At 62.3% G+C, this 21,025-nt stretch carries 13 protein-coding genes and 2 pseudogenes; 1 reads left to right on the top strand and 14 read right to left on the bottom strand.

Annotation, left to right across the window (positions count from 1 at the left end; genetic code table 11):
- Positions 1-49: 49 nt before the first annotated feature.
- From H9K75_RS16135 to uvrA, 11 genes and pseudogenes are all read right to left on the bottom strand, one after another.
- Positions 50-769 carry a fimbrial biogenesis chaperone gene (locus tag H9K75_RS16135; protein WP_187723388.1) on the bottom strand — a complete coding sequence of 240 codons (720 nt, stop codon included), beginning with the start codon at positions 767-769 and terminating at the stop codon, positions 50-52.
- A gap of 15 nt (positions 770-784) precedes the next feature.
- Positions 785-1,612: a fimbrial protein gene (locus H9K75_RS16130; protein ID WP_187723387.1), complete on the bottom strand. Its 828-nt coding sequence runs from the start codon at positions 1,610-1,612 to the stop codon at positions 785-787.
- A 240-nt stretch (positions 1,613-1,852) separates the two neighbouring features.
- Positions 1,853-4,366: a fimbria/pilus outer membrane usher protein gene (locus tag H9K75_RS16125; RefSeq protein ID WP_187723386.1), complete on the bottom strand. Its 2,514-nt coding sequence runs from the start codon at positions 4,364-4,366 to the stop codon at positions 1,853-1,855.
- Positions 4,367-4,433: 67 nt separating this feature from the next.
- Positions 4,434-4,772, bottom strand: a complete 339-nt coding sequence (locus H9K75_RS16120; protein ID WP_187723385.1) for a fimbrial biogenesis chaperone — start codon at positions 4,770-4,772, stop codon at positions 4,434-4,436.
- The gene (locus H9K75_RS16115) at positions 4,769-5,206 is read right to left on the bottom strand and encodes a fimbrial biogenesis chaperone (RefSeq protein ID WP_187723384.1); all 438 of its coding nucleotides are present in this window, start codon (positions 5,204-5,206) and stop codon (positions 4,769-4,771) included. Before H9K75_RS16115 ends, H9K75_RS16120 begins: the two co-directional genes overlap by 4 nt.
- 57 nt (positions 5,207-5,263) lie before the next feature.
- A complete protein-coding gene (locus H9K75_RS16110; RefSeq protein WP_226858265.1) occupies positions 5,264-5,755 on the bottom strand; it encodes a fimbrial protein in 492 nt (163 codons plus the stop codon).
- 312 nt (positions 5,756-6,067) lie between these two features.
- Positions 6,068-6,939 (bottom strand): annotated as a pseudogene (gene htpX, locus H9K75_RS16105) (protease HtpX).
- 140 nt (positions 6,940-7,079) lie between these two features.
- Entirely contained in the window at positions 7,080-7,901 is an 822-nt protein-coding gene (locus tag H9K75_RS16100; protein WP_187723382.1) for a DUF3025 domain-containing protein, read from the bottom strand.
- On the bottom strand, positions 7,898-8,755 hold the full coding sequence (locus H9K75_RS16095; protein ID WP_187723381.1) for an NYN domain-containing protein: 858 nt from the start codon (positions 8,753-8,755) through the stop codon (positions 7,898-7,900). Before H9K75_RS16095 ends, H9K75_RS16100 begins: the two co-directional genes overlap by 4 nt.
- A gap of 53 nt (positions 8,756-8,808) precedes the next feature.
- Complete coding sequence (pyrC, locus tag H9K75_RS16090; RefSeq protein ID WP_187723380.1) at positions 8,809-9,864, bottom strand: dihydroorotase; 1,056 nt, start codon at positions 9,862-9,864, stop codon at positions 8,809-8,811.
- A gap of 424 nt (positions 9,865-10,288) precedes the next feature.
- Positions 10,289-16,096, bottom strand: a complete 5,808-nt coding sequence (uvrA, locus tag H9K75_RS16085) for an excinuclease ABC subunit UvrA (RefSeq protein ID WP_187723379.1) — start codon at positions 16,094-16,096, stop codon at positions 10,289-10,291.
- A gap of 310 nt (positions 16,097-16,406) precedes the next feature.
- Here uvrA and H9K75_RS16080 point away from each other — a divergent pair.
- Positions 16,407-17,524: pseudogene (locus H9K75_RS16080) on the top strand (ABC transporter substrate-binding protein).
- Positions 17,525-17,730: 206 nt separating this feature from the next.
- Here the strand turns inward: H9K75_RS16080 and H9K75_RS16075 are convergent.
- The 3 genes from H9K75_RS16075 to H9K75_RS16065 all read right to left on the bottom strand — a co-directional run bounded on the left by H9K75_RS16075 (position 17,731) and on the right by H9K75_RS16065 (position 20,984).
- Positions 17,731-17,874, bottom strand: coding sequence for a hypothetical protein (locus H9K75_RS16075; protein ID WP_187723378.1), 144 nt, complete (start codon positions 17,872-17,874; stop codon positions 17,731-17,733).
- A gap of 166 nt (positions 17,875-18,040) precedes the next feature.
- On the bottom strand, positions 18,041-19,042 hold the full coding sequence (locus tag H9K75_RS16070; RefSeq protein ID WP_187723377.1) for a porin: 1,002 nt from the start codon (positions 19,040-19,042) through the stop codon (positions 18,041-18,043).
- Between the two features lie 247 nt (positions 19,043-19,289).
- The gene (locus tag H9K75_RS16065; RefSeq protein WP_187723376.1) at positions 19,290-20,984 is read right to left on the bottom strand and encodes an MFS transporter; all 1,695 of its coding nucleotides are present in this window, start codon (positions 20,982-20,984) and stop codon (positions 19,290-19,292) included.
- Positions 20,985-21,025: the final 41 nt, after the last annotated feature.

The raw sequence follows: 21,025 nt of genomic DNA, 5'->3' as shown, positions 1-21,025 counted from the left end.
GAGAATCCTCAACGGCAATCCGACGCCTCAAAACTTCCTCGCGCCTGCATCACCGCGCCAAAGTCGTTGATGTACGCAAATTGCACCGTGCCCCTGGTGGGGGCGCCTGCTTCCACTCCGGCAGTGCCAGGGAGATGGCTTCGTCTGGACGCAATACATCGTGAGGCACGTCCGCACTCACGAGATCTCCCGCCTCGCCCTGCAAACGAACGTTCAGCAGCGTGTGATGGTATGCGCTGGGATTCACGACCCGCAACGTCGCCTCGCTGGCGGCGCATTGCACTTGGAACTTCAAACGCTCCAGCGCTTCGCCCAAGCCGTTTTCCAGGATACGAGGTCGGTAAATCAGCTTCATGCGTGAATGGAACGCCCACTGGACCCTGTTGTTCTCGTTCGCAGCGGAACGCGCGGGGACTTCCAATACGTTCAGCCAGAAAAGCGATTCGCGATCATGCGGCAGGCGGGACTGCGCAGGATCGACAATGATCCGCACGCCTTTGGATTTGCCCGCGTCGAGCCTGAACACCGGATGGTCCACAACGAACGGCACATCGAGCGTTTCAGGCGCGACGCTGGCATCGCCCTTGTCGATCCAGAGCTGAAAAAGAATCGGCTGCCTTCCAGCATTATTCAACTGCGGGACCGCTTCTCCCGCTTTTTCCGATATGACGACGCGCGTCATATTCACATAGGTAGCGCCGTTCGCGGCCGGCTGGAACGCGAGGCCTGCCGCCATGCAGAATGCTGCTTCCCGCAGATATTGCCGCATCATGTCAGCGGTAGTTCAACCGGAAGGTAATCGCACTGCTTGCCGTTCCGGGCTCCACGCTGGCGCCGGTCTGGTACAGCCCCGCCGACATCGGGATGGCGTAGCTCCCGCCCACCATGGGCTGTATTCACCCAACTGATAAGCCTTGCCGAACTGCAAGGGCTCGTTCTGCGAGTGCATGAACTGCACACCCACGCCCGATGCAGTGGACGCCCCACTCAGCGCGACCACCCCGTTGGCCGCGTCCAGCACCGAGGTGGTTGGCGAAAAGCTGTAGTTGATTCCGCCAAAGCCCAACGGGCAATTTTCAAACTTCAATTCAAAGTCCTTGCGCGCTGCCGTGCGGCCCACGCCCGAAAACTGGCTTGCGCGCACGTCGGGCAGATTCACCGTCACGTCAGGCGTGGTGCAGGTGCCGCCCTTCAACACGATCACGGTTGCGGCACGAACCTGCGTGACGCGGTAATTCGCGCTGTAGAACGTCGCACCGGCGCTGGTCTGCATCGGCCTTGCATACAGCGGGTCGAACGCAAACAGCGAGTTCCCGGAGGGAATCGTGTCCTCGTTACGGCGCACCAGCTTTATCTGCGTTTCGATACCCACGTCGTAAGCTGTCGCAGCGCCATGGCTCAGGGAGACAAGCAGCGGCGTTTTGTAGACTCCAGCGGCATCTGTCAGCGGTGTCCATTCGGTCGGCTGACCTGCTATCGAGTACCGCCAGCGCGCGATGTAGCCGACGTTCAGATTGTTGGTCGCGTACACACCGTAGGTATCTCCGTCGTAGGCGATCTGCGAAAGCCGCGTATATGGAGAATAGGCCTGGACGCCGGTTTGGTAGACCACGTTGAGCTGTGTGGTCCGCGGCGTGCATCGCCACGCCAGTGGATTGCTGGATTGCAGCCAGGGCCATGCGGCTCGCCCACCGCGATGTCACGACTCAGGTTGACGGTGGCGGCGTCGATGAATTGGTAGAGCGTTGCCCCACCCGCACGCAGTCTGCCCAGGTCCCATCCGCGCGCGCCTGCGTCGTTGCAAGCAAGGCAGACAAGGCACCGACCCACACAACGCACCGTGCCATCCCGTTCATGACTGCCTCGCTTTCCCTGGCCCCATGCAACGGCCTTCGACGCGTCGGTAGCCCATGGGATCGGGCTCGATTTCTTGCGCTACCCAGTATTCGAGAACACATTGGTGGTGGGCATCCTCGCCCCAGGATATCGTCAACGCGCCGCTCAACGCGGACACACGTACCAGGGCCTTTCCAGCCTGTCCCATGAAGCCCACGCTGGCACCGGTCGCATCGAGAATCTGGGCGCCAAATGGCAGGCGGGAGCCATCTTCGAGGCTGGCGTTGAGCAATACCGAGTAGCCCACCTCCGTATCGAACTTAAGCACCACCACCGCACCGGCCGTGGGAACGACGTTCTGGTTGCCGGACCTGAGCCCGACGTCGGTGGACAACCCCTGGGTGTCGATCTCCACCGCATTGCGCCTGAATGGCGAAAGGCTGGCCACGACGGCCTGTCCATTGCCGTCAAGCCGCAGCCCGCTGTAGTTGGAAATACGCGCCCCGCCTGCATGTTCGGCCGTGACAATGGCCGCCGTGTCGCCCAGTGCCGGCGCAAGCACCACGCCGCCCGAATAGGCGACCAGCGCCCCGGCAATGCCCGCGCTGTATTGAGAGTATTCGCTGGAACGTGAAAAGCTGCCGTTCATCACGGCATACGGCGTTGACCATGCGCCGGAGCCGCCCCAGCTCGTTGTGGTTCTTCCGGAACCTGCGGAAGGCGCGGTGGAGGTGAATGCGCTGTAGCTGTACTGCCGGGTTTCACCCAGTGTTCCCGACAGGGACTGATCGAGTGCTGGCGAGCCGCCCGCGGTACTCAAGCCCGCGCGGTAGGTCGGCAGGCCCGCGCCACCAGATGCGCGTGAAGCGCCGATGCCGTCGAGCGGAATCGATACCGACAGCATCCCCCGGTTTTCCGTGGTGCCGGTGTCGAGCCTGCGGGCACGACCCAGATTGAAGCTCACACCGATCTGCCCAAACTGCCGCGCGTAGCTCAATTGAAATTCGTTTTCCGAGCCGCTGCGATGCCAGTATTTCTGGCCGGTTGCGGTCAGGTTGATGACGCCCCAAGCATCGGGCAGCGGCTGCGAAATGCTCAATTGGTAGCGGTGCTTGCGGGCATCGACGGGCACGCCCGGCAGCCACCGACACGAGTCGAGCGCATCGCGCATCAAAAATGCTTCCGAGGCGCTGTAGAAACCGCGACTCGAATAACGGTATGCGGCCAGCGACAATTGCGTGTTCGTGCTGGAGAGCATGCGCGAGTAGCTTGCGCGCAGGCTGTGTCCAAGATGGCGCGCACCGCCGCCGGTCTCGCTGCGCGCCAGCGTCGCATCTGCCGACACCGCGCCGACGGGCGTGTTCATCGCACTGCCAACGGCTGCGGCCGCATAGCCGTCTGCGAGAAAAAGGCCGGTGTAGCCCGTCAACCAGTTTGAAAAGCCTCTGCGCCAGTTGCCTTGCAGCAGGTACGGTTCACTCGACGACGCTGGGTTGCGAAAGCGCCCCACGGTCAATTCATAGCGCGTTGCGCCCGGGCGCACCAATTCGATCACGTTGGAAAACGGCACGCTGAAGCTGCGCTCGGTGCCATCGGCCTCGGTCACCGTCACCTGCAAATCGCCACCCGAACCCGTGGGATACAGATCATCGATCACGAACGCCCCGGCAGGCACGGTGATCTCGTGGATCGGAATGCCACGCTGGACCACGCGCACGCGCGCATTGCTGTTGGCGATGCCTCGGATCACCGGCGCAAATCCGCGCCGGGAATCGGCAAACATGCGATCGTCCGACGACAGCCGGATTCCGCGAAATCCGATGCTCTCAAACACCCGTCCATCCGTCACCGCATCGCCAATGGTCAAGGAGCTGCGCCAATCGACCAGGCTGCGCTGCAGATAGGTTTGCGAATGCCGGTATTGGAAGCCGTTCTGCGCATCCGACGCCAGCGCGCCATTCAGGCGCAGGCGCCAGTCCTGCCAATTGAAGCCTCCACGCAGCGACAGATACTGACTGTGGGTGCGGCTTGCCAACGCGGAACCGGTGCTGAAGCCGTTGTACGCATACTGCAGCGTCGCCGCCGTCACGCCGCGATCCCAGAGCGAAGGATCGACCGGCGCATCCAGGGTTCTGCGCAGCAAGGCTTGCGCGGCGGTCACGTCGAGGCGAAACGCGGAAGCATCGTAGTCGGCTCTCGCCCCTTCGACGAGGGACGAAAGTGCCTCGCAGCGAAGCTCGCCGGAACGCAGCGAATGGTTGTTCGAATCGAATCCGAGCAGGTCGAGCAATGGCGCGTCGAAGCAGGCAATCGCATTCGGGGAACCTGCGGGCTTTTGCAGTTCAATCCGGGCACGCCCCTTCCAAAGCTTGTTGACATACAGGTCCGATTCGAACCTGCCCTCAGGGGTCGGATTGCCGCGCGCGAACACCCGCGTGTCGACCGGCGAGCGCAACATCGCGGGATTGAACTCAATCGCCGCCGCAAGCTCTTCGCCATGGCCAGGCACGCACATCAGAAGCCCCGCCATCAACAAGACATGTCGTGAAAATTCTGCGATGCGGACCCGGTCGAGATCTGATGGGTATGAAGGACTCTCAAGGCAGACCCAGGCTGACATCAATGCGTTCTCCACGGCTCTCACCGCCGTGGTCATTCACCACGCTATAGACAAGTTCCAGGCTCCGCAGGTCGGGGCGTGACGCCGACAACAAATCCAGAATCAAAACGGCGTCGCTCCATGGCGCAATCATGCGTTCCTGCTGACGACGCAAGCTGGCAACAGGCACCGGCGGTGCACCGGAAGCACGCAGCACGAGCGAACTCAGGGTCACGAAATACGGCGAAGGGTTGTTCACGCGAACAGCCAACTCTGCCGGGAGCGCGTGCGGCTCGATCCGGAAATGCAGCCGCTCGTAGGCCTGTGCCGGAGTCATTCGCAGGCCCTCGGCCGGTAGAACAGCTTCATGCGCGTTCTCAATGCGAACTCCATGATCTGTCCGCCGTGGGCCTGTTCCGCCCGAGGCGGTACTTCGAGCGCATTGAACCAGAACAGCGATTCGCGATCAGCCGGCATTCCGTTTGCGATCTGCAGGACACGAACGGTCTGGCCTTTTCCGGGCTCCAGGCGTACGACGGTCGGCGTGATGGCAAAGGGCACGTCGATTTCGTCAAGCCGGGCACCTTCGTTGCCGCGATCAATCCACATTTGCGCAAGCAGTGGCCGCTGGCCCGAATTGCTGATCTGCACGGTGGCTTGCGCATGCTGCTGATCGAAGATGACGCGCGTGCCGCCAACCAGCAGCGCAGCATCTGCGCAAGCCATCATCATCAGCAGACACGATGCTGCAAGCCACGATTTGCTTTTCATGATCTGTCCGCCGACGCGCCGCGCCGGGGTTTCGCCTCACCCGATTCCGCAGTGCCTTCAGTCGTACACGACGGTGTAGTTGACGAAGGTGGAAACCGTTCCCGGCACCACCGCATTCGTCGCGAAATAGCGCGCCGAATAGTTCATGACTCCGGCGCCCGAAGCGATGCTGACCGGGGTATCGTTTTGAATCACGGCCCCGGCCCGGATCGGCGCCAGATCGGCATTCAACAACTCGATCTGCACATTTTCTGCCGTGCCCGCCCCGGCTGCAGTGTTCAGCCGCCCGGTTGCCGCGTCAACCATCGATCCGAATTCGAAATAAGTGCGCGCATTGTTCAACGTTGCACCCGTGCAGCCGCTCAATGAAATGCTGAACGGAGTCTGACCGGCCGTCTTCCCGGCCTGCGACAGGGCCGCAGAAGAGATCGTCGGAAGCGTGACCACTCCGTCGGCCGTTCCGTTGTTGACCTTGATGGCACAGGCGTTGGCAGTGATGTTGCCGTGGACGGTAATGGTTCCATCGAACGCGTTGGCAGCGCCGCACACCAGCGCCAGAACTCCGATCAGCAAGGAGCCTGCGGTATTGGTCTTCATAATATCCCCTTTGATTAAATAGCTTTAAGAACCATTCAAAATAATGGCGTTCATAGCGAGTTTATGTTTGTTTTTCCGGTTTTCGCAATAATCCAAAGCAAATCACCCCGTTATTCCAAACGCGCACAGAATATTCAACCATGAACATATTCACTTGATATATTCATCGGCGCTCAATTGCAGTTCAAAAAACAAAATAAAAAAGGCCGCGATATTCATCGCGGCCTTTTTTATTTACAAGGACCGGAATATCCCGGCCCTCGATTATTGAGCTCTCTGTAGCGCGGCGACGCGCTCCTCGATCGGGGGTGCGAGCTGAACAGCTTGCCGATGTTGCCGGTGATGCCCATCGCCTGCATGGTTTGCGGCAGCACGCCGGGGTGCATGCCGCCCAGACGATACAGCGCGCTGATCATCGGCTGCTTGCGGCCCATGAGATGCGCGGCGCCCGCGTCTGCGCGGAACTCACGCTGGCGACTGAACCACGCGACGATGATCGAGGCGAGCACGCCGAAGAGCATGTCGAGCACCACCGTGCTGATCATGTAGCCGATGCCCGGACCCGAGTTGTTGTCGTCGTTGCGGCGCAGAAAGCTGTCGATGGCGTAGCCGATCACGCGCGAGAGGAACACGACGAAGGTGTTCATCACGCCCTGGATCAGCGCCATCGTGACCATGTCGCCGTTGGCGACGTGCGCCACCTCATGGCCGATGACGGCCTCGACCTCTTCGCGCGTCATGCCTTGCAGCAGACCGCTGGAGACCGCCACGAGCGCGGAGTTCTTGAACGCACCGGTCGCGAACGCATTGGGCTCACCCTGATAGATGCCGACCTCGGGCATCTGGATGCCGGCCTTGTCGGCAAACTTGCGCACGGTGTCCACGATCCACGCCTCATCGGCGTTGGCAGGCTGGTTGATGATCTTCACGCCCATGCTCATCTTGGCCATGGGCTTGCTCATCAGCAGCGAAATGAACGCGCCACCCATGCCGATGACGAACGCGAAGCCGAGCAGCGCGCCGAGATTCAGTCCATTGGCGGTCAGATAGCGGTTGACGCCAAGCAGGTTGGCGACAATGCCCAACACCACCACGACGGCAATGTTGGTCAATAAAAACAGGGCAATTCGTTTCATCGTCAGGGTTCTCCACGAAGGGATAACGGGGGCGACTGCAAATAGTCAGTGGTTGTGAAAGCTTGGTAGTAGCAGGAAGCCGCACCGTGCCGATCACGCTGCTGGCTGCAACGCGGTATATGGGACTGGCTGCGCCCATTTCAACGGGTGCCGGCAGCGGAATCCTGTTGGGATGTTTTTCTTGGGCCGCTGCGAAAGACTTCGGGGTCATCATAGAAGCAAACGTTCTCGTTCTCGCGCCACCAGCCGGGGACTCCTAGAACTGGCAGGGGATTGAAAGGCTTCATCGCGAACTCGGCAGCATCAAAGCGCGCCGCCATGGTGGCGTCCGCGCCGAAGTCCAGGCCGGGTTCGTCGCCGTCCACGAAATGCACGTGCGCGGTGATCGACTTGCGCGGCTGCACCAGTTTTTCGAGCAGCGCATGGCCCACCGGCACAAGACGGGACTGCTGCCACAGAGGTCGCAGTTCCTCGCCCAAGCGACGCCACTCCCGATTTTTGAGGGCCTCGCGCAAAGGAGCGGGTGCCCACAGCAGCGCTCCGTTTTCGTCAAACAGCGTGACGGCGTCGCGCAGCGATCCACGCACCGCGCCTATGCCTTGCGCAGCGATCTCGTGGGCCTGCCATTGGTTGAACAGGCGTTTGGTCTGCGGGTAGTGCAGCCAGATCAGGCCATTGAAAAAATCGTGGAGATTGTCGCGCGTGGGCACCGTCCGGGTGTCGAAGACGAATTGCTCATAAGCCGTATCGGGCGGCAGCGCCTGCTGCGATACGAACTCCACCCGTGACGGGAGCGGCGCACGATTCAGCGCCTGCGCCACGCTGTCGCCGCCGATCACGCGCTGCGCGGCCTGCATGCCCACGGGCGCGAGGGTCCGAAGCCAGGGTCGCCGCCAATCGATTGCGGCGAATGATGCGCTGGTGCCGGGCACCTCTGCGCAGGCCGGACGCAGCCCGGTCATACCATGGTTGCGACGTTCCCGTTGCCGTGAGCCGCACGCTTGTCGCGCACGGAAACCCGCGAGGTTCCCTCGTCACGCAACTCGAAGGCCTGGGTCGCGGTGAGCAGCTTGGTGAGCGTCGAATAACCGTAGTTACGCGAGTCGAACGAGGTCTTGTTGCCGATCTGCTGGCCGACCGCGCCCACCTTGGCCCAGCCCGACTCATCCTGGGATGCCTGCACCGCATTGCGCAGCATGGTCATGAGGCGCGTGTCCTGCCGCAGTTGCGGGCCGGGAACACGCAGGCGCACGGCTGGCGCGGGCGGGGTGGCTGCGGCAGTCTCACCGTTGCCGATGACCGGTGCCGGAGTGTGCGCGCCCGCATCCTGTGCCGCTTCCGTATCGACCACGACGACGGCCGCCTCGTCGCTCACCAGCGATTCGAGATACAGAAAACGCGAGCACGCATTCACGAACGGCTTGGGCGTCTGCTGCGCGCCGAAGCCGTAGACCGCCGCGCCCTTGGAGCGCAAGTGCATGACCAGTGGCGTGAAATCCGCGTCGGACGAGACGATGCCGAACGCGTCCGGCTTGTCGTTGTAGAGCAGTTCCATCGCGTCCACGGTCATGGCCATGTCGGTGGCATTCTTCTGGCGCGAATAGTCGAACTGCTGCATCGGCAGAATCGCAAACTCCAGCAACCGGGCCTGCCATCCATGCAGCCCCGACTTGGTCCAGTTGCCATACGCGCGCCGCACGCTGATCTCGCCGAGCGTGGACAACTCGGTCAGGATTTCGTCGATCTTCTCGGCGGGCGCGTTGTCGGCGTCGATGAGCAGGGCAATGCGCAGTTGGCGTTCGGCAATGGATGGCATCGGGAGATTCCTTGTGGGTTTGTCTGTCTGTCTGTTTTCAAATTCCGATGGCATCAATCAACCAGTTTCCACGGCAGCGCTTCGCCCGAGCGCAACGGCTTGAGCTCGGCCTCGCCAAACGCAAAGCTGGCCGGTGGCGTCCACGATTCGCGGCGCAGCGTGATCGTGCCCTGATTGCGCGGCAGTTGGTAGAAGGCCGGGCCGTTGAAACTCGCAAAGGTTTCGAGCCGGTCGAGCGCGCCGGCATTGTCGAATGCCTCGGCATACATCTCGATGGCCGCGTGCGCGGTGTAGCAGCCCGCGCAGCCCGTCGCATGTTCCTTGAGGTGCGCGGGATGCGGCGCGCTGTCGGTGCCGAGGAAGAATTTCTCGCTGCCGCTGGTGGCCGCTTCGACCAGCGCGAGCCGATGCGTTTCACGTTTGAGCACCGGCAGGCAGTAGTAGTGCGGACGGATGCCGCCCGTGAAGATGGCGTTGCGGTTGTAGAGCAGATGGTGGGCCGTGATCGTCGCGGCCGTGAACCGGTCGGCGGACTTCACGTACTCCGCGGCATCCTTGGTGGTGATGTGCTCGAAGACGATCTTGAGTTCCGGAAAATCGCGTCGCAACGGGATCAGTTGCTGATCGATGAACACCGCCTCACGGTCGAACAGATCGATGTCGCTGCTCGTCACCTCGCCATGCACCAGCAACAGAATCCCGGCCTTCTGCATGGCCTCCAGCGTCCGGTAGGTCTTGCGCAGATCGGTCACCCCAGCGTCGCTGTTGGTCGTCGCGCCTGCGGGATAGAGCTTGAGCGCCACCACGCCCGCCTCCTTGGCACGCGGGATTTCGCCTGGCGCGAGATTGTCGGTCAGGTACAGCGACATCAGCGGCTCGAACTGCACGCCCGGCGGCACAGCGGCCAGGATGCGCTGCTTGTAGGCGAGCGCCTGTTCGGCGGTCGTCACCGGCGGGCGCAGATTCGGCATGATCAGCGCGCGGCCGAATTGCGCTGCCGTGTGCGGCACCACGGTGCGCAGCGGCTCGCCGTCGCGCACATGCAGATGCCAGTCGTCCGGGCGGGTGATCGTGAGGGTGTCGAGGGGAGTGGTCGTTGCGGCGTTCATCGGCGCATTTTCGCATCGACTGCGTCAACCGCCGGCAGTTCTTGCGATTCGCGTGAGAGAACAACGCGCCACGCGCGCAGCGACCCCGCCAGCAAAAAAATACCCCAGCCACATTGCTGCGGCCGGGGTAGAAGTCCCCACTAAGGGGCGAGGGGTCTCTATGACTTTTCGCGCGTCACAAATGACGGGCACGTTCAGTTCACATCGCCATCAATTAGTCAAAATCAATTAACAATGTGTTTCAGCAAGCAAATGTACATCAGTTCGTCGGCAAGTAATGAGACTGATTCCATACATGTGGCGTTGATCGGAAAGTGTTGACGAAAATTTACAAATTTGCTCAAACACACCACTCGCGCAAGGCAAAAACCCCGGCGGGCAGAAGCCCCCGGGGTTCACTCGGGCGGTGCGTCGCTGGTGGTGATCAGCGCTTGAGGACCGGCGCCAGCGCCCTGCCCGTGTGCGTGCCCAGGCGCACCAGTTCCTCGGGTGTCGCTGCGGCCACGATCTGGCCGCCGTCCTTGCCGCCTTCGGGCCCGAGATCGATGATCCAGTCGGCCTCGGCAATCACGTCGAGATCGTGCTCAATGACGATCACGCTGTGGCCGCCATCGACCAACCGGTGCAGCACGCGGATCAGCTTGTGCACGTCGGCCATGTGCAGGCCGACGGTCGGCTCGTCGAGCACATACAGCGTGTGTGGCGCCTTCTGCCCGCGTCGACCCACGTCGTCGCGCACCTTGGTGAGTTCGGTGACGAGCTTGATGCGCTGCGCCTCTCCGCCCGAAAGCGTGGGCGAGGGCTGGCCCAGCGTCAGGTAGCCGAGCCCCACGTCCTTGAGCAGTTGCAGCGGATGCGCGATGTTCGGCATGCTCGCGAAGAACTCGACGGCCTCGTCCACCTCCATCTGCAGCACGTCGCCGATGCTCTTGCCACGCCATGTCACGGCCAGCGTTTCGGGATTGAAACGCGCGCCGTGGCAGACCTCGCAGGGCACCTTCACGTCGGGCAGAAAGCTCATCTCGATGGTGCGCACGCCCTGCCCTTCGCAGGCCGGGCAGCGGCCCTCGCCGGTGTTGAACGAGAAGCGGCCCGGTGCGTAGCCACGTGCCTTGGCTTCGAGCGTTTCGGCAAACAGCTTGCGGATCGTGTCCCAGAAACCGATGTAGGTCGCGGGGCAGGAACGCGGGGTCTTGCCGATGGGCGTCTGGTCGACTTCGAGCACGCGGTCCACCGTCTCGAAACCCGACAGTCCCTTGCACCCGACGAGCAGCGGCGCCTTGCCTGCGTCCATCGCATCGCGGCCCGCCTTGGTCGAACGCTGGCTGACCCAGGCGGCCACGTTCGCGAGCAGCACGTCGCGCGCCAGCGTGGACTTGCCCGAGCCACTCACCCCCGTCACGGCGACGAGCCGGTTGAGCGGCACGTGGGCCGTCACGTTGCGCAGGTTGTGCATCTGCGCGTCGTGCACGGTGAGCCAGTTCTCTGGCACCCGCGCATTCTTCCGGGTCGAATCGACCACATCGCGGCGCGCCTGCAGCGGATGCTTCATCGCGTGCAACAGGTACTTGCCGGTCTGCGAATCGCTCGCCGCCTCGATGTCGGCCACCGATCCCTGAGCGACCAGGCGACCACCGCGCTTGCCCGCGCTGGGGCCGATATCGATGATGTGATCGGCGCGGCGGATCGTGTCTTCATCGTGCTCCACGACAACCAGCGTGTTGCCCTTGTCGCCGAGCTTGTGCAGCGCGTTCAGCAGGATCTGGTTGTCGCGCGCATGCAGGCCGATGGTCGGCTCGTCGAGCACGTAGCACACGCCTTGCAGATTGCTGCCCAGTTGCGCAGCCAGCCGGATGCGCTGCGCCTCGCCGCCCGAGAGCGTGGGCGCGCCGCGATCAAGCGTCAGGTACGACAGCCCCACTTCTTCAAGGAACTCGAGGCGGCTCTGGATTTCGGGAATCAGATCGCGCGCGATCTCGGATTCGCGCTGGCTCAGCGTCAGCCGCGCAATCCACTCGCGCACCTCGGTCACGGAGAGGCGTGCCACGTCGGTGATCGGCGTCTCGGCAAACAGCACGGCACGCGCGACCGGATTCAGGCGCGTGCCCTGGCAGCTCGGGCAGACGGTGTCGGTCACGTCGTCGGCATCGGGCTCCTCGAAGGTCTGTTCGCGGCCCCGGTTGTCCTCGCCCTGCACCGAATCGTCGAACACCTTGCGCTGTTCCCGCGTGAGCTTCACGCCCGTACCGACACAGTCGGGGCACCAGCCATGCTTGCTGTTGTACGAAAACAGGCGCGGGTCGAGTTCCGCGTAGCTGGTCGCACAGACCGGGCAGGCGCGCTTGGTCGAATACACCTGCAGCGTGCCGATGTGCGTCGTGGGCTCGCCGAGCTTGAGCGCACTTTCAAGGCCTTCGAGATCACTGAGCACGTGCAGCACACCCTTGCCCAGCTCGAGCGTGCGGCGCAGCGCATCGCGAAGTTCAAGCTCATTCTGTGGCGATACGGTGATGCTCGCGACCGGCAGCTCGATGGTGTGTTCCTTGAAGCGGTCAATGCGCGGAAAGCCCGTCGTCGGCAGGAAATTGCCATCGACACGCAGATGCGTGTAGCCACGCGGGCGCGCCCAATCGGCGAGTTCGGTGTACACGCCCTTGCGGTTCAGCACCAGCGGGGCCATGAGGCCGATCATCCGCCCCTTGAATTGCTTGAGCAGCTGCGCGGCGATGCTGTCCGTGGTCTGCGGCTCGACCGCCGCGCCATCCTTGGTGCAATGCTGCACGCCGAGCTTCACATACAGCAGGCGCAGGAAATGCCAGACCTCGGTCGTCGTGCCGACGGTGGACTTGCGACCGCCGCGCGATAGCCGCTGCTCAATCGCGACGGTCGGTGGAATGCCGTAGACCGCATCGACTTCGGGGCGGCCCGCAGGCTGCACGATGCTGCGCGCGTAGGCGTTCAGCGATTCGAGATAACGACGCTGCCCTTCGTTGAACAGAATGTCGAATGCGAGCGTCGATTTGCCGGAACCCGACACGCCGGTCACCACGTTGAACTTGCCGCGCGGGATGTCCACGCTCAGTTGCTTGAGGTTGTGTTCCTTGGCGTTGACGATCTCGATGGCGTTCTTGGCCTGCTGCGTGCTTTCGCCAGCGATGCGGCGCTGCTCGCGACGCAGCTCGGCCTGCTTTTCATGCACGGAATGGCCGCTCTCGCCCAGCGACTCTTCGTATTCGCGCAGCGCTGCGGCGGTGTACGACTTCGTGTCGTTGCGCAGCGTTTCCGGCGCACCCTGCGCGACGACCATGCCGCCCGCATAGCCGCCATCGGGGCCGAGATCGACGATCCAGTCGCTCGCGCGGATCACGTCGAGGTTGTGCTCGATGATGATCAGCGAATGCCCCGCATCGAGCAGCTTGCGCAGCGCGCGCATGAGTTTGGCGATGTCATCGAAGTGCAAACCCGTGGTCGGCTCGTCAAACAGGAACAGCGTGCCTTTCTTCGCGACCGGCTGCTTGCTCGAACTGCCGCTCTTTGCCGCTTCGGCCAGAAATCCCGCGAGTTTCAGACGCTGCGCCTCGCCGCCCGAAAGCGTGGGCACGGGCTGACCGAGCTTCACGTATTCCAGCCCCACATCGACGATGGGTTGCAGCGCGCGAAGCACCTCGCGGTCATTCGCAAACGCCGCTGCAGCCTCGCTGACGGTGAGTTCAAGCACGTCGGCCACGTTGAGCATGCGGCCCGCGCGCTCGATCCTGACCTCAAGGATTTCGGGACGATAACGACGGCCATCGCAATCGGGGCAGCGCAGGTACACGTCGGAGAGAAACTGCATCTCCACATGCTCGAAACCCGATCCGCCGCAGGTCGGGCAGCGCCCATCGCCCGCGTTGAAGCTGAACTTCGCCGCCGTGTAGCCACGCTCGCGCGACAGCGGCGCGCTGGCAAAGATCTCGCGGATCGAATCCCACGCGCCCACATAGCTCACGGGATTGGAGCGCGCCGTCTTGCCGATCGGCGATTGATCGACGAACACCACGTCGGAGAGGTGGTCGGCACCGAGCAGGCGATCATGCGCGCCCGGCGTTTCGGTGGCCTTGCCGAACTGGCGCAGCAGCGCGGGTGCGAGCACGTCCTGAATCAGCGTGGACTTGCCCGAGCCCGATACGCCGGTCACCGTGACGAGGCGCTGCAACGGAAACTCGACCGTCACGTCCTGCAGGTTGTGTTCACGCGCGCCTTCGAGAATCAAGCGCGGCGTGGCATCCGTCACCAGCCGCTTGATGCCCGAGCTGATGCTCTTGCGCCCGCCGAGATACACGCCGGTCAGCGTGTCGGCGCGGCGCAGTTCGGCGACCGTGCCGTCGAACACGATCTCGCCGCCGCGCTCGCCCGGCTCGGGGCCCATGTCGATCACGCGGTCGGCGGCAATCGTCACGGCGGGATCGTGCTCGACCACGACCAGCGTGTTGCCCGCGTCGCGCAGGCGCAGCATGGCTTCGGTGATGCGGTGCATGTCGCGCGGATGCAGACCGATGCTGGGTTCATCGAGCACGAACAGCGTGTTCACGAGCGAGGTGCCGAGCGCGGTGGTCAGATTGATGCGCTGCACCTCGCCACCCGACAGCGTGCGGCTCTGGCGATCCAGCGTCAGGTAGCCGATGCCCACGTCGCACAGATACTTGAGGCGCGTGGAAATCTCTTCATGCAGCATGCGCAACGCCTGCGCCTCGCCGCTGTCAACGTCAATCACGCTCTCAGCGGGCAGGTCGCCCTGCGCCACCTCGCCCGGCTTGGCCCAGCCGACCACGCGGTGCGCGGCACTCGCGCCGATGCGATCAAAGAAGATGCGCAGCCGGTCGATGGGCAGCAGCATCAGGTCATGCAGGCACAGTCCGGGCAGTGCCTCGAGCTGCTCACGCGTCCAGTCCACGCCCTGCGGCATGAAGCGCCTGGCCGGAGGCAGAACCGCATCCGCGTCCTGCTTGCTGCCGATGCGCCAGAGCAGGCTTTCGGTCTTCAGACGCGCACCCGCGCAGACCGGACACGGCGTGTAGCTGCGGTACTTGGACAGCAGCACGCGGATGTGCATCTTGTACGCCTTGCTCTCGAGGTACTCGAAGAAGCGGCGGACGCCGTACCACTGTTTGTTCCAGTTGCCGTCCTTGTAGCCCGGCGTGCCATCGATCACCCACTTCTTCTGCTCGTCCGTGAGCTTGTACCAGGCCGTGTCGCGCGGAATGCCGGCGGCCTCGGCGTGGCGCATGAGGTCGTCCTGGGCTTCCTTCCATGCGGGCGTCTGGATGGTCTTGATCGCGCCCGCGCGCAGCGTGAGCTTGTCGTTGGGAATGACGAGCCCATAGTCAACGCCGATCACGCGTCCGAAGCCGCGACAGGTCTCGCACGCGCCTACGGCCGAGTTGAACGAGAACATCGACGGAATCGGCTCGCTGTAGCGCAGGTCGCTGTCGGGACAATGCAGACCCGTGGAAAAGCGCCAAAGATCGGGCTCCTCGCCCTCGTCATTGAGCTTGTAGACGATGAGCTTGCCGCTGCCGCGCTTCAGGCCGACTTCGAGGGCCTCGACCACGCGTGCACGCTCGGCATTGCCGAGGCGAAAACGGTCAGCCACCACGTCGAGCAGCTTGCGCGGCCCGGTCGGCGTTGCGACCTCGCGCTCGGCCTGCACCTTGGTGAAACCGCTCGCGGACAGCCATTGCTCCACCTGCTCGGCCGAGGTACCGGCAGGCAGCTCGACCGGAAAGGTGACGACGATGCGCGGGTCACCCTCCGCCTCGCAACGCGCCTTGAGCGCGGCATAGATGCTGTCCGGCGAATCGTGGCGCACGGGCTGCGCGGTCTGTTTGTCAAACAGTTGGCCCGCGCGCGCGAACATCAGCTTGAGGTGATCGTTGATCTCCGTCATCGTGCCGACGGTCGAGCGCGACGAGCGCACCGGGTTGGTCTGGTCAATCGCAATCGCAGGCGGAACGCCTTCGACCTTGTCCACCGCCGGCTTGTCCATGCGGTCGAGAAACTGCCGCGCATAGGCGCTGAAGGTTTCGACATAGCGGCGCTGGCCTTCGGCGTACAGCGTGTCGAACACCAGACTCGACTTGCCCGAGCCGCTGGGGCCGGTGACGACGGTCAACTCGCCCGTGCGGATGTCCACGTCGAGGTTTTTGAGGTTGTGCTGCCTGGCTCCGTGGATACGGATCAATCCCTGTGTCATGAGCGCCATCTCTCCTAGGTGAGGCGGAACATTCTAGGGATCGCGCTTGACCTGCGTCGGGCTGGGTCATTGGGCCGAAATATCGGCAATTCCCTACGCACACCGCAGCCACTGTGGTTTCAAGACCCTTTACGAAAAATAAGTGGTCAGTTTTGAAAAAACCACTTGTCACACTATTTTCAATAGTTAATATTTCGCCCTGAGATCGGCATTTGTATGTGTGCAATGCGGAGCATCAACAAAAGTGCGCACTCAGGGCGCTTGAGCGCGTCAATGAAACAACAAACTTTCAACCTTTGGAGATAGAGACATGGGAAGTTGGGGAAAAACAGCGGCGACGCTTGCGTTCGCCCTGGGCACCATAGGCCCGGGCATCGCGCAAGCGCAGATCGTGATTGGTCAAACGGCTGGTTTCAGTGGCGTCGTCGCCGCCGGGGTTCAGGAAACGACCGATGGAGCCAAACTTTATCTGGACAGCGTCAACGCACGCGGCGGAGTGCATGGTCAGAAAATCGAGCTGGTTTCGCTGGACGACAAGTTTGATCCTCAGCTTGCAGGCGAAAACGCACGCAAGCTGATTGAAGATCAACACGTCATGGCGCTGTTCCTCACGCGCGGGACTCCGCACAACCAGGCCATTCTTCCGCACATCAACAAACACGGTGTGGCGCTGATTGCCCCTCCACCGGGGCCATGGTCCTGCACAAGCCCGTTCAGAAAAACGTGTTCAACGTGCGCGCCACCTATCAGCGTGAGGCAGAACGGGCCGTGACCCATCTGGCGTCGCTGGGCATCAACCGCATTGCCGTGGTGCTGGCCGACGACAGTTTCGGTGCCGACGGCCTCGCGGGCGCGAAACAGGGCTTCGAGCAGGCAAAACTCGAGCCCGTGGTACTGGAGAAGGTGGACCGCGCCAAGCCCGACTTTGCGCCGGTGGCGGCAAAAATCGTGAAGGAAAAAGCCCAGGCGGTGCTGATGCTAGCGTCGGGCAACACGGTGGTCGAGGGCTACAACGCGTTTCGCAAGGCCGGTTCGGCGGCGCAGCTCGTTACGCTGTCCAACAATGCTTCGGCGGGCTTCGTCAAAAGCCTTGGAGACAACGCACGCGGCGTGATCGTCACACAGGTTTACCCGAGCGAGCGAGCTGGCAGCTCTCCCCTCGTGCGCGAGGCCCTGGATCTGGCCAAAGCCAAAGGCAAGGATGTGAGCCCCGCCATGCTGGAAGGATATGCTGCCGCCAAGGTGCTGGTCGAGGCGCTGCGCCGCGCGGGCCCCAAGCCCACGCGCGACAAGATCGGCCCCGCGCTGGAATCCATGCAGAAGTTCGACATTGGCGGCCTGGAGATCAGCTATTCGCCCGATGACCACTCGGGCCTGGATTTTGCGGATCTGTCCATCATCGGAACGGACGGTAAATTCCGCCGCTGATCCAGCCTGCTGACGACCCGGGCACGAGTCCCGGCGCAAAAAAACCCGCCAGGCGCTCCTGCCTGGCGGGTTTTTTTATCGCAGAGCATGCAACCGCAGTGACGGACACGCCGGAATGCGCTTGAGCACGACTCCCTTGAAGCCCCACCAGGAAGGAAGTCTGCCGCTGCGATTCAATGCGCCTTGCCCTGCAAGGTCTTCACCATCTATCTGCTGGCCGCCGGCTCGGGTGCGTGCGTGGCTTCCGATCCATGCTTTTCGCCACTCATGTCGACCTGATCTCCCGCCTTGGAGAGGATGAACAGCGCCACCGCTGCAAAAACGATAAAACCCACTACCAGCTTCCACATACGCCTTATCTCCTGTTGTCTGAGTGCCGTGATCGAAAACACCATGATGGTTGAACCCGGACCGGCCAATAAAAAAGCCTCACGTGAGTGAGGCCTGTTGAACCGGGCCCGGGTGCAATTGCATCAGGCCAGGATTGCAGGCAGCTTACGCCGCCCGTTCTTTTTATTAGAAGTTGTGACGCACGCCGACAGCGATGGAGCTGAAGTCGGCACCGGACACGCCCGTCATGTAGGAAGCGCCGTCCTTGTTGTTGACCTTGGTGTAGAAGGCGTAGACCTTGGTGCGCTTGCTCATGTTGTAGTTGTAGCCCAGCGTGTACTGCATGGCGGAAGAATCGTCGATGTGCTTCATCTTGCCGGCGCGGCCCACGTTCAGGTGGAATTCGCTTGCTCCCAGCAGGTAGGCACCCGACAGGCGGTATGCGGTACGCGAACCGGCGCCGTTCAGGGCGGTGACCTGGTCAAAGCCCCAGTTCTTGCTGCGCTGCACGTAGGCGCCCACCAGGAACTGCGAACCGATCTTGTACAGGCCACGGATGGCGTACTGGTCGGCGTTGTCGAACTTGGAATAGCCAGCACCCAGAGCCAGAGGACCGGCTTCGTAGTTGGCAGCCACGTCATAGACGTTCTTGGTGCCGTACTTGGGGTTCTTTTCGTACAGGCCGGTGCCCAGTTCCACGTTGAAACCGCCGAACGTAGGCGTCTTGTAGCTGATGCCGTTGGAGTTCGTGGCGACGTCGTTCATCACGTAGGCGTAGAACGCGTCGGCAGAGGTACCGGTGTCGTGGTTGTGCATGCTGATGTAGTCAGCAGTGGCAAAGTACGAAGGAGCAGTCCAGCGACCCAGACGCACTTCACCGAAGCCACCCGACAGGTTCACTTCGCTTTGACGGGCAAAGAAGCCACGGCCATCGGTGGTGCCGGTGTCGGAGTTGAAACCGGACTCGAGCACGAAGCCAGCCTTCAGGCCGCCGCCGAGATCTTCCACGCCGCGAAAGCCGATACGCGATGCGTTGTTCTGCATCACGGTAGCGGTGTCGTCGCCAGCCTTCTGGTGCTCAATGGAGGTATTCACGCGACCGTAGATGGTGACGCTGCTTTGGGCAAAGGCGGCGGAAGTGCCCAGCAGAGCCAGGGTTGCGAGCAGCAGACGGCTGGAGGTTTGCATGTTGATTCCTTGAAAAAGGCGATCACCGCGGGTGACCAAATCGTAATCAGTTGATAACGCCGGATACAAAATCGATAACCCAAGGGTTGTATCGCGAATGTGATCAAACGTCAGTGTGTAGCCCGATTCTATGGATAACTACTTGGCTAACATATTAAAAAGTCTCTATCGAGACTTGCTGTGACGTATTGCCGCCACACTTCGACAGCGTGGCGGCAAATACCAAGAGTTACCCCTGAGAACGGAATCAATCGTTGGCGTAGATGTCCACGTCCTTGGTTTCGCGGATGAACAGCGTGCCGACGATGAAGGTCATGGCTGCAATCACGATCGGATACCAGAGGCCGTTGTACATGTTGCCGGTCGAGGCAACGATGGCGAACGCCGTCGTGGGCAGCAGACCGCCGAACCAGCCATTGCCGATGTGATACGGCAGCGACATCGAGGTGTAGCGAATGCGCGTCGGGAACATTTCCACGAGCATCGCGGCAATCGGGCCGTAGACCATGGTCACCAGCAACACCAGGTAGGTCAGGATGACGAGCATCATCAGCTTGTTCATCTTCGCGGGATCGGCTTTGGCGGGATAACCGGCCAGTTTCAGGTCGTCGACCACTTCCTTCTTGAACGCGGCGATGGATTTGACGGAGGCTTCGTCGAACTTGTGGTTGACGACGACACCCTCGGGCGCGGTCACGGTCTTCTCGCCGATCTTCACGACGGCAGGCGAGCCCGCAGGACCTGCGACATTTTCATAGCTCACCGAGTTGGCCACCAGGAAGCGCTTGGCGATGTCGCACGAACTCTTGAAGTCGATTTCGCGAGCCACCGGATTGCCCTGGAACGAGCAGGTCTTGGGATCGGCCGTCACGACCACGCCGGCGGTCGCCTGCGCGTTGGCCAGATCAGGATTGGCGGCCGCGGTCAGCGCCTTGAACGCCGGGAAGTAGGTCAGCACGGCCAGCAGGCAGCCGATCATGATGATGGGCTTGCGACCGACCTTGTCGGACAGCGTACCGAAGATCACGAAGAACGGTGTGCCGATCAGCAGCGCCGCAGCGATCATCAGGTTGGCGGTGATCGCATCGACCTTGAGTTGCTGCGTGAGGAAGAACAGCGAATAGAACTGACCGGTGTACCAGACGACGGCCTGGCCGGCTGTCAGGCCGAACAGGGCCAGAATCACCACTTTCAGGTTCTTCCATTGGCCGAACGATTCGGCCAGCGGGGCCTTCGATGTCTTGCCTTCTGCCTTCATGCGCTGGAACGCGGGCGACTCGGACAGCGACAGGCGAATCCACACCGAGATGCCGAGCAGCAGAATCGAGACCATGAACGGAATGCGCCAGCCCCAGTCGTTGAAGGCAGGTTCGCCGAGCGCCGTGCGGGTGCCCAGAATCACCAGCAGCGACAGGAACAGGCCCAGCGTCGCGGTGGTCTGGATCCACGACGTGTAGGCACCGCGTCGGCCATGCGGCGCGTGCTCGGCCACATAGGTCGCCGCGCCGCCGTACTCACCACCGAGCGCCAGGCCCTGCAGCATGCGCAGTGCGACGAGGATGATTGGCGCGGCCACGCCGATGCTCGCATAGGTGGGCAGGATACCGACGATGAACGTCGAGATGCCCATAATCAGAATGGTCACGAGGAAGGTGTACTTGCGACCGATCATGTCGCCCAGGCGGCCGAACACGATGGCACCGAAGGGGCGCACCAGGAAGCCGGCGGCAAAGGCCAGCAACGCGAAGATGAACGCGGAACCAGCGTCCAGACCACTGAAGAACTGCTTGGCGATGATGGCCGCCAGCGATCCATAGAGATAGAAGTCGTACCACTCGAAAACGGTACCTAGCGAGGAAGCGAAGATGACCTTCTTTTCTTCGCCGCTCATCGGCCGTGGCGCTGCCACGGTGGCCGGCCGGGTCGGGGCTTTGCTGCTCATATCTGCTGTCTCCTGACGTTGGAAAATTGAAATCAACTGCT

Source organism: Diaphorobacter aerolatus, from assembly GCF_014489535.1.
Classification (GTDB): Bacteria; Pseudomonadota; Gammaproteobacteria; order Burkholderiales; family Burkholderiaceae_C; genus Diaphorobacter_A; species Diaphorobacter_A aerolatus.
The sequence above is the reverse complement of the archived record's forward strand: the minus strand, read 5'-3'. Positions and strand labels throughout refer to the sequence as shown.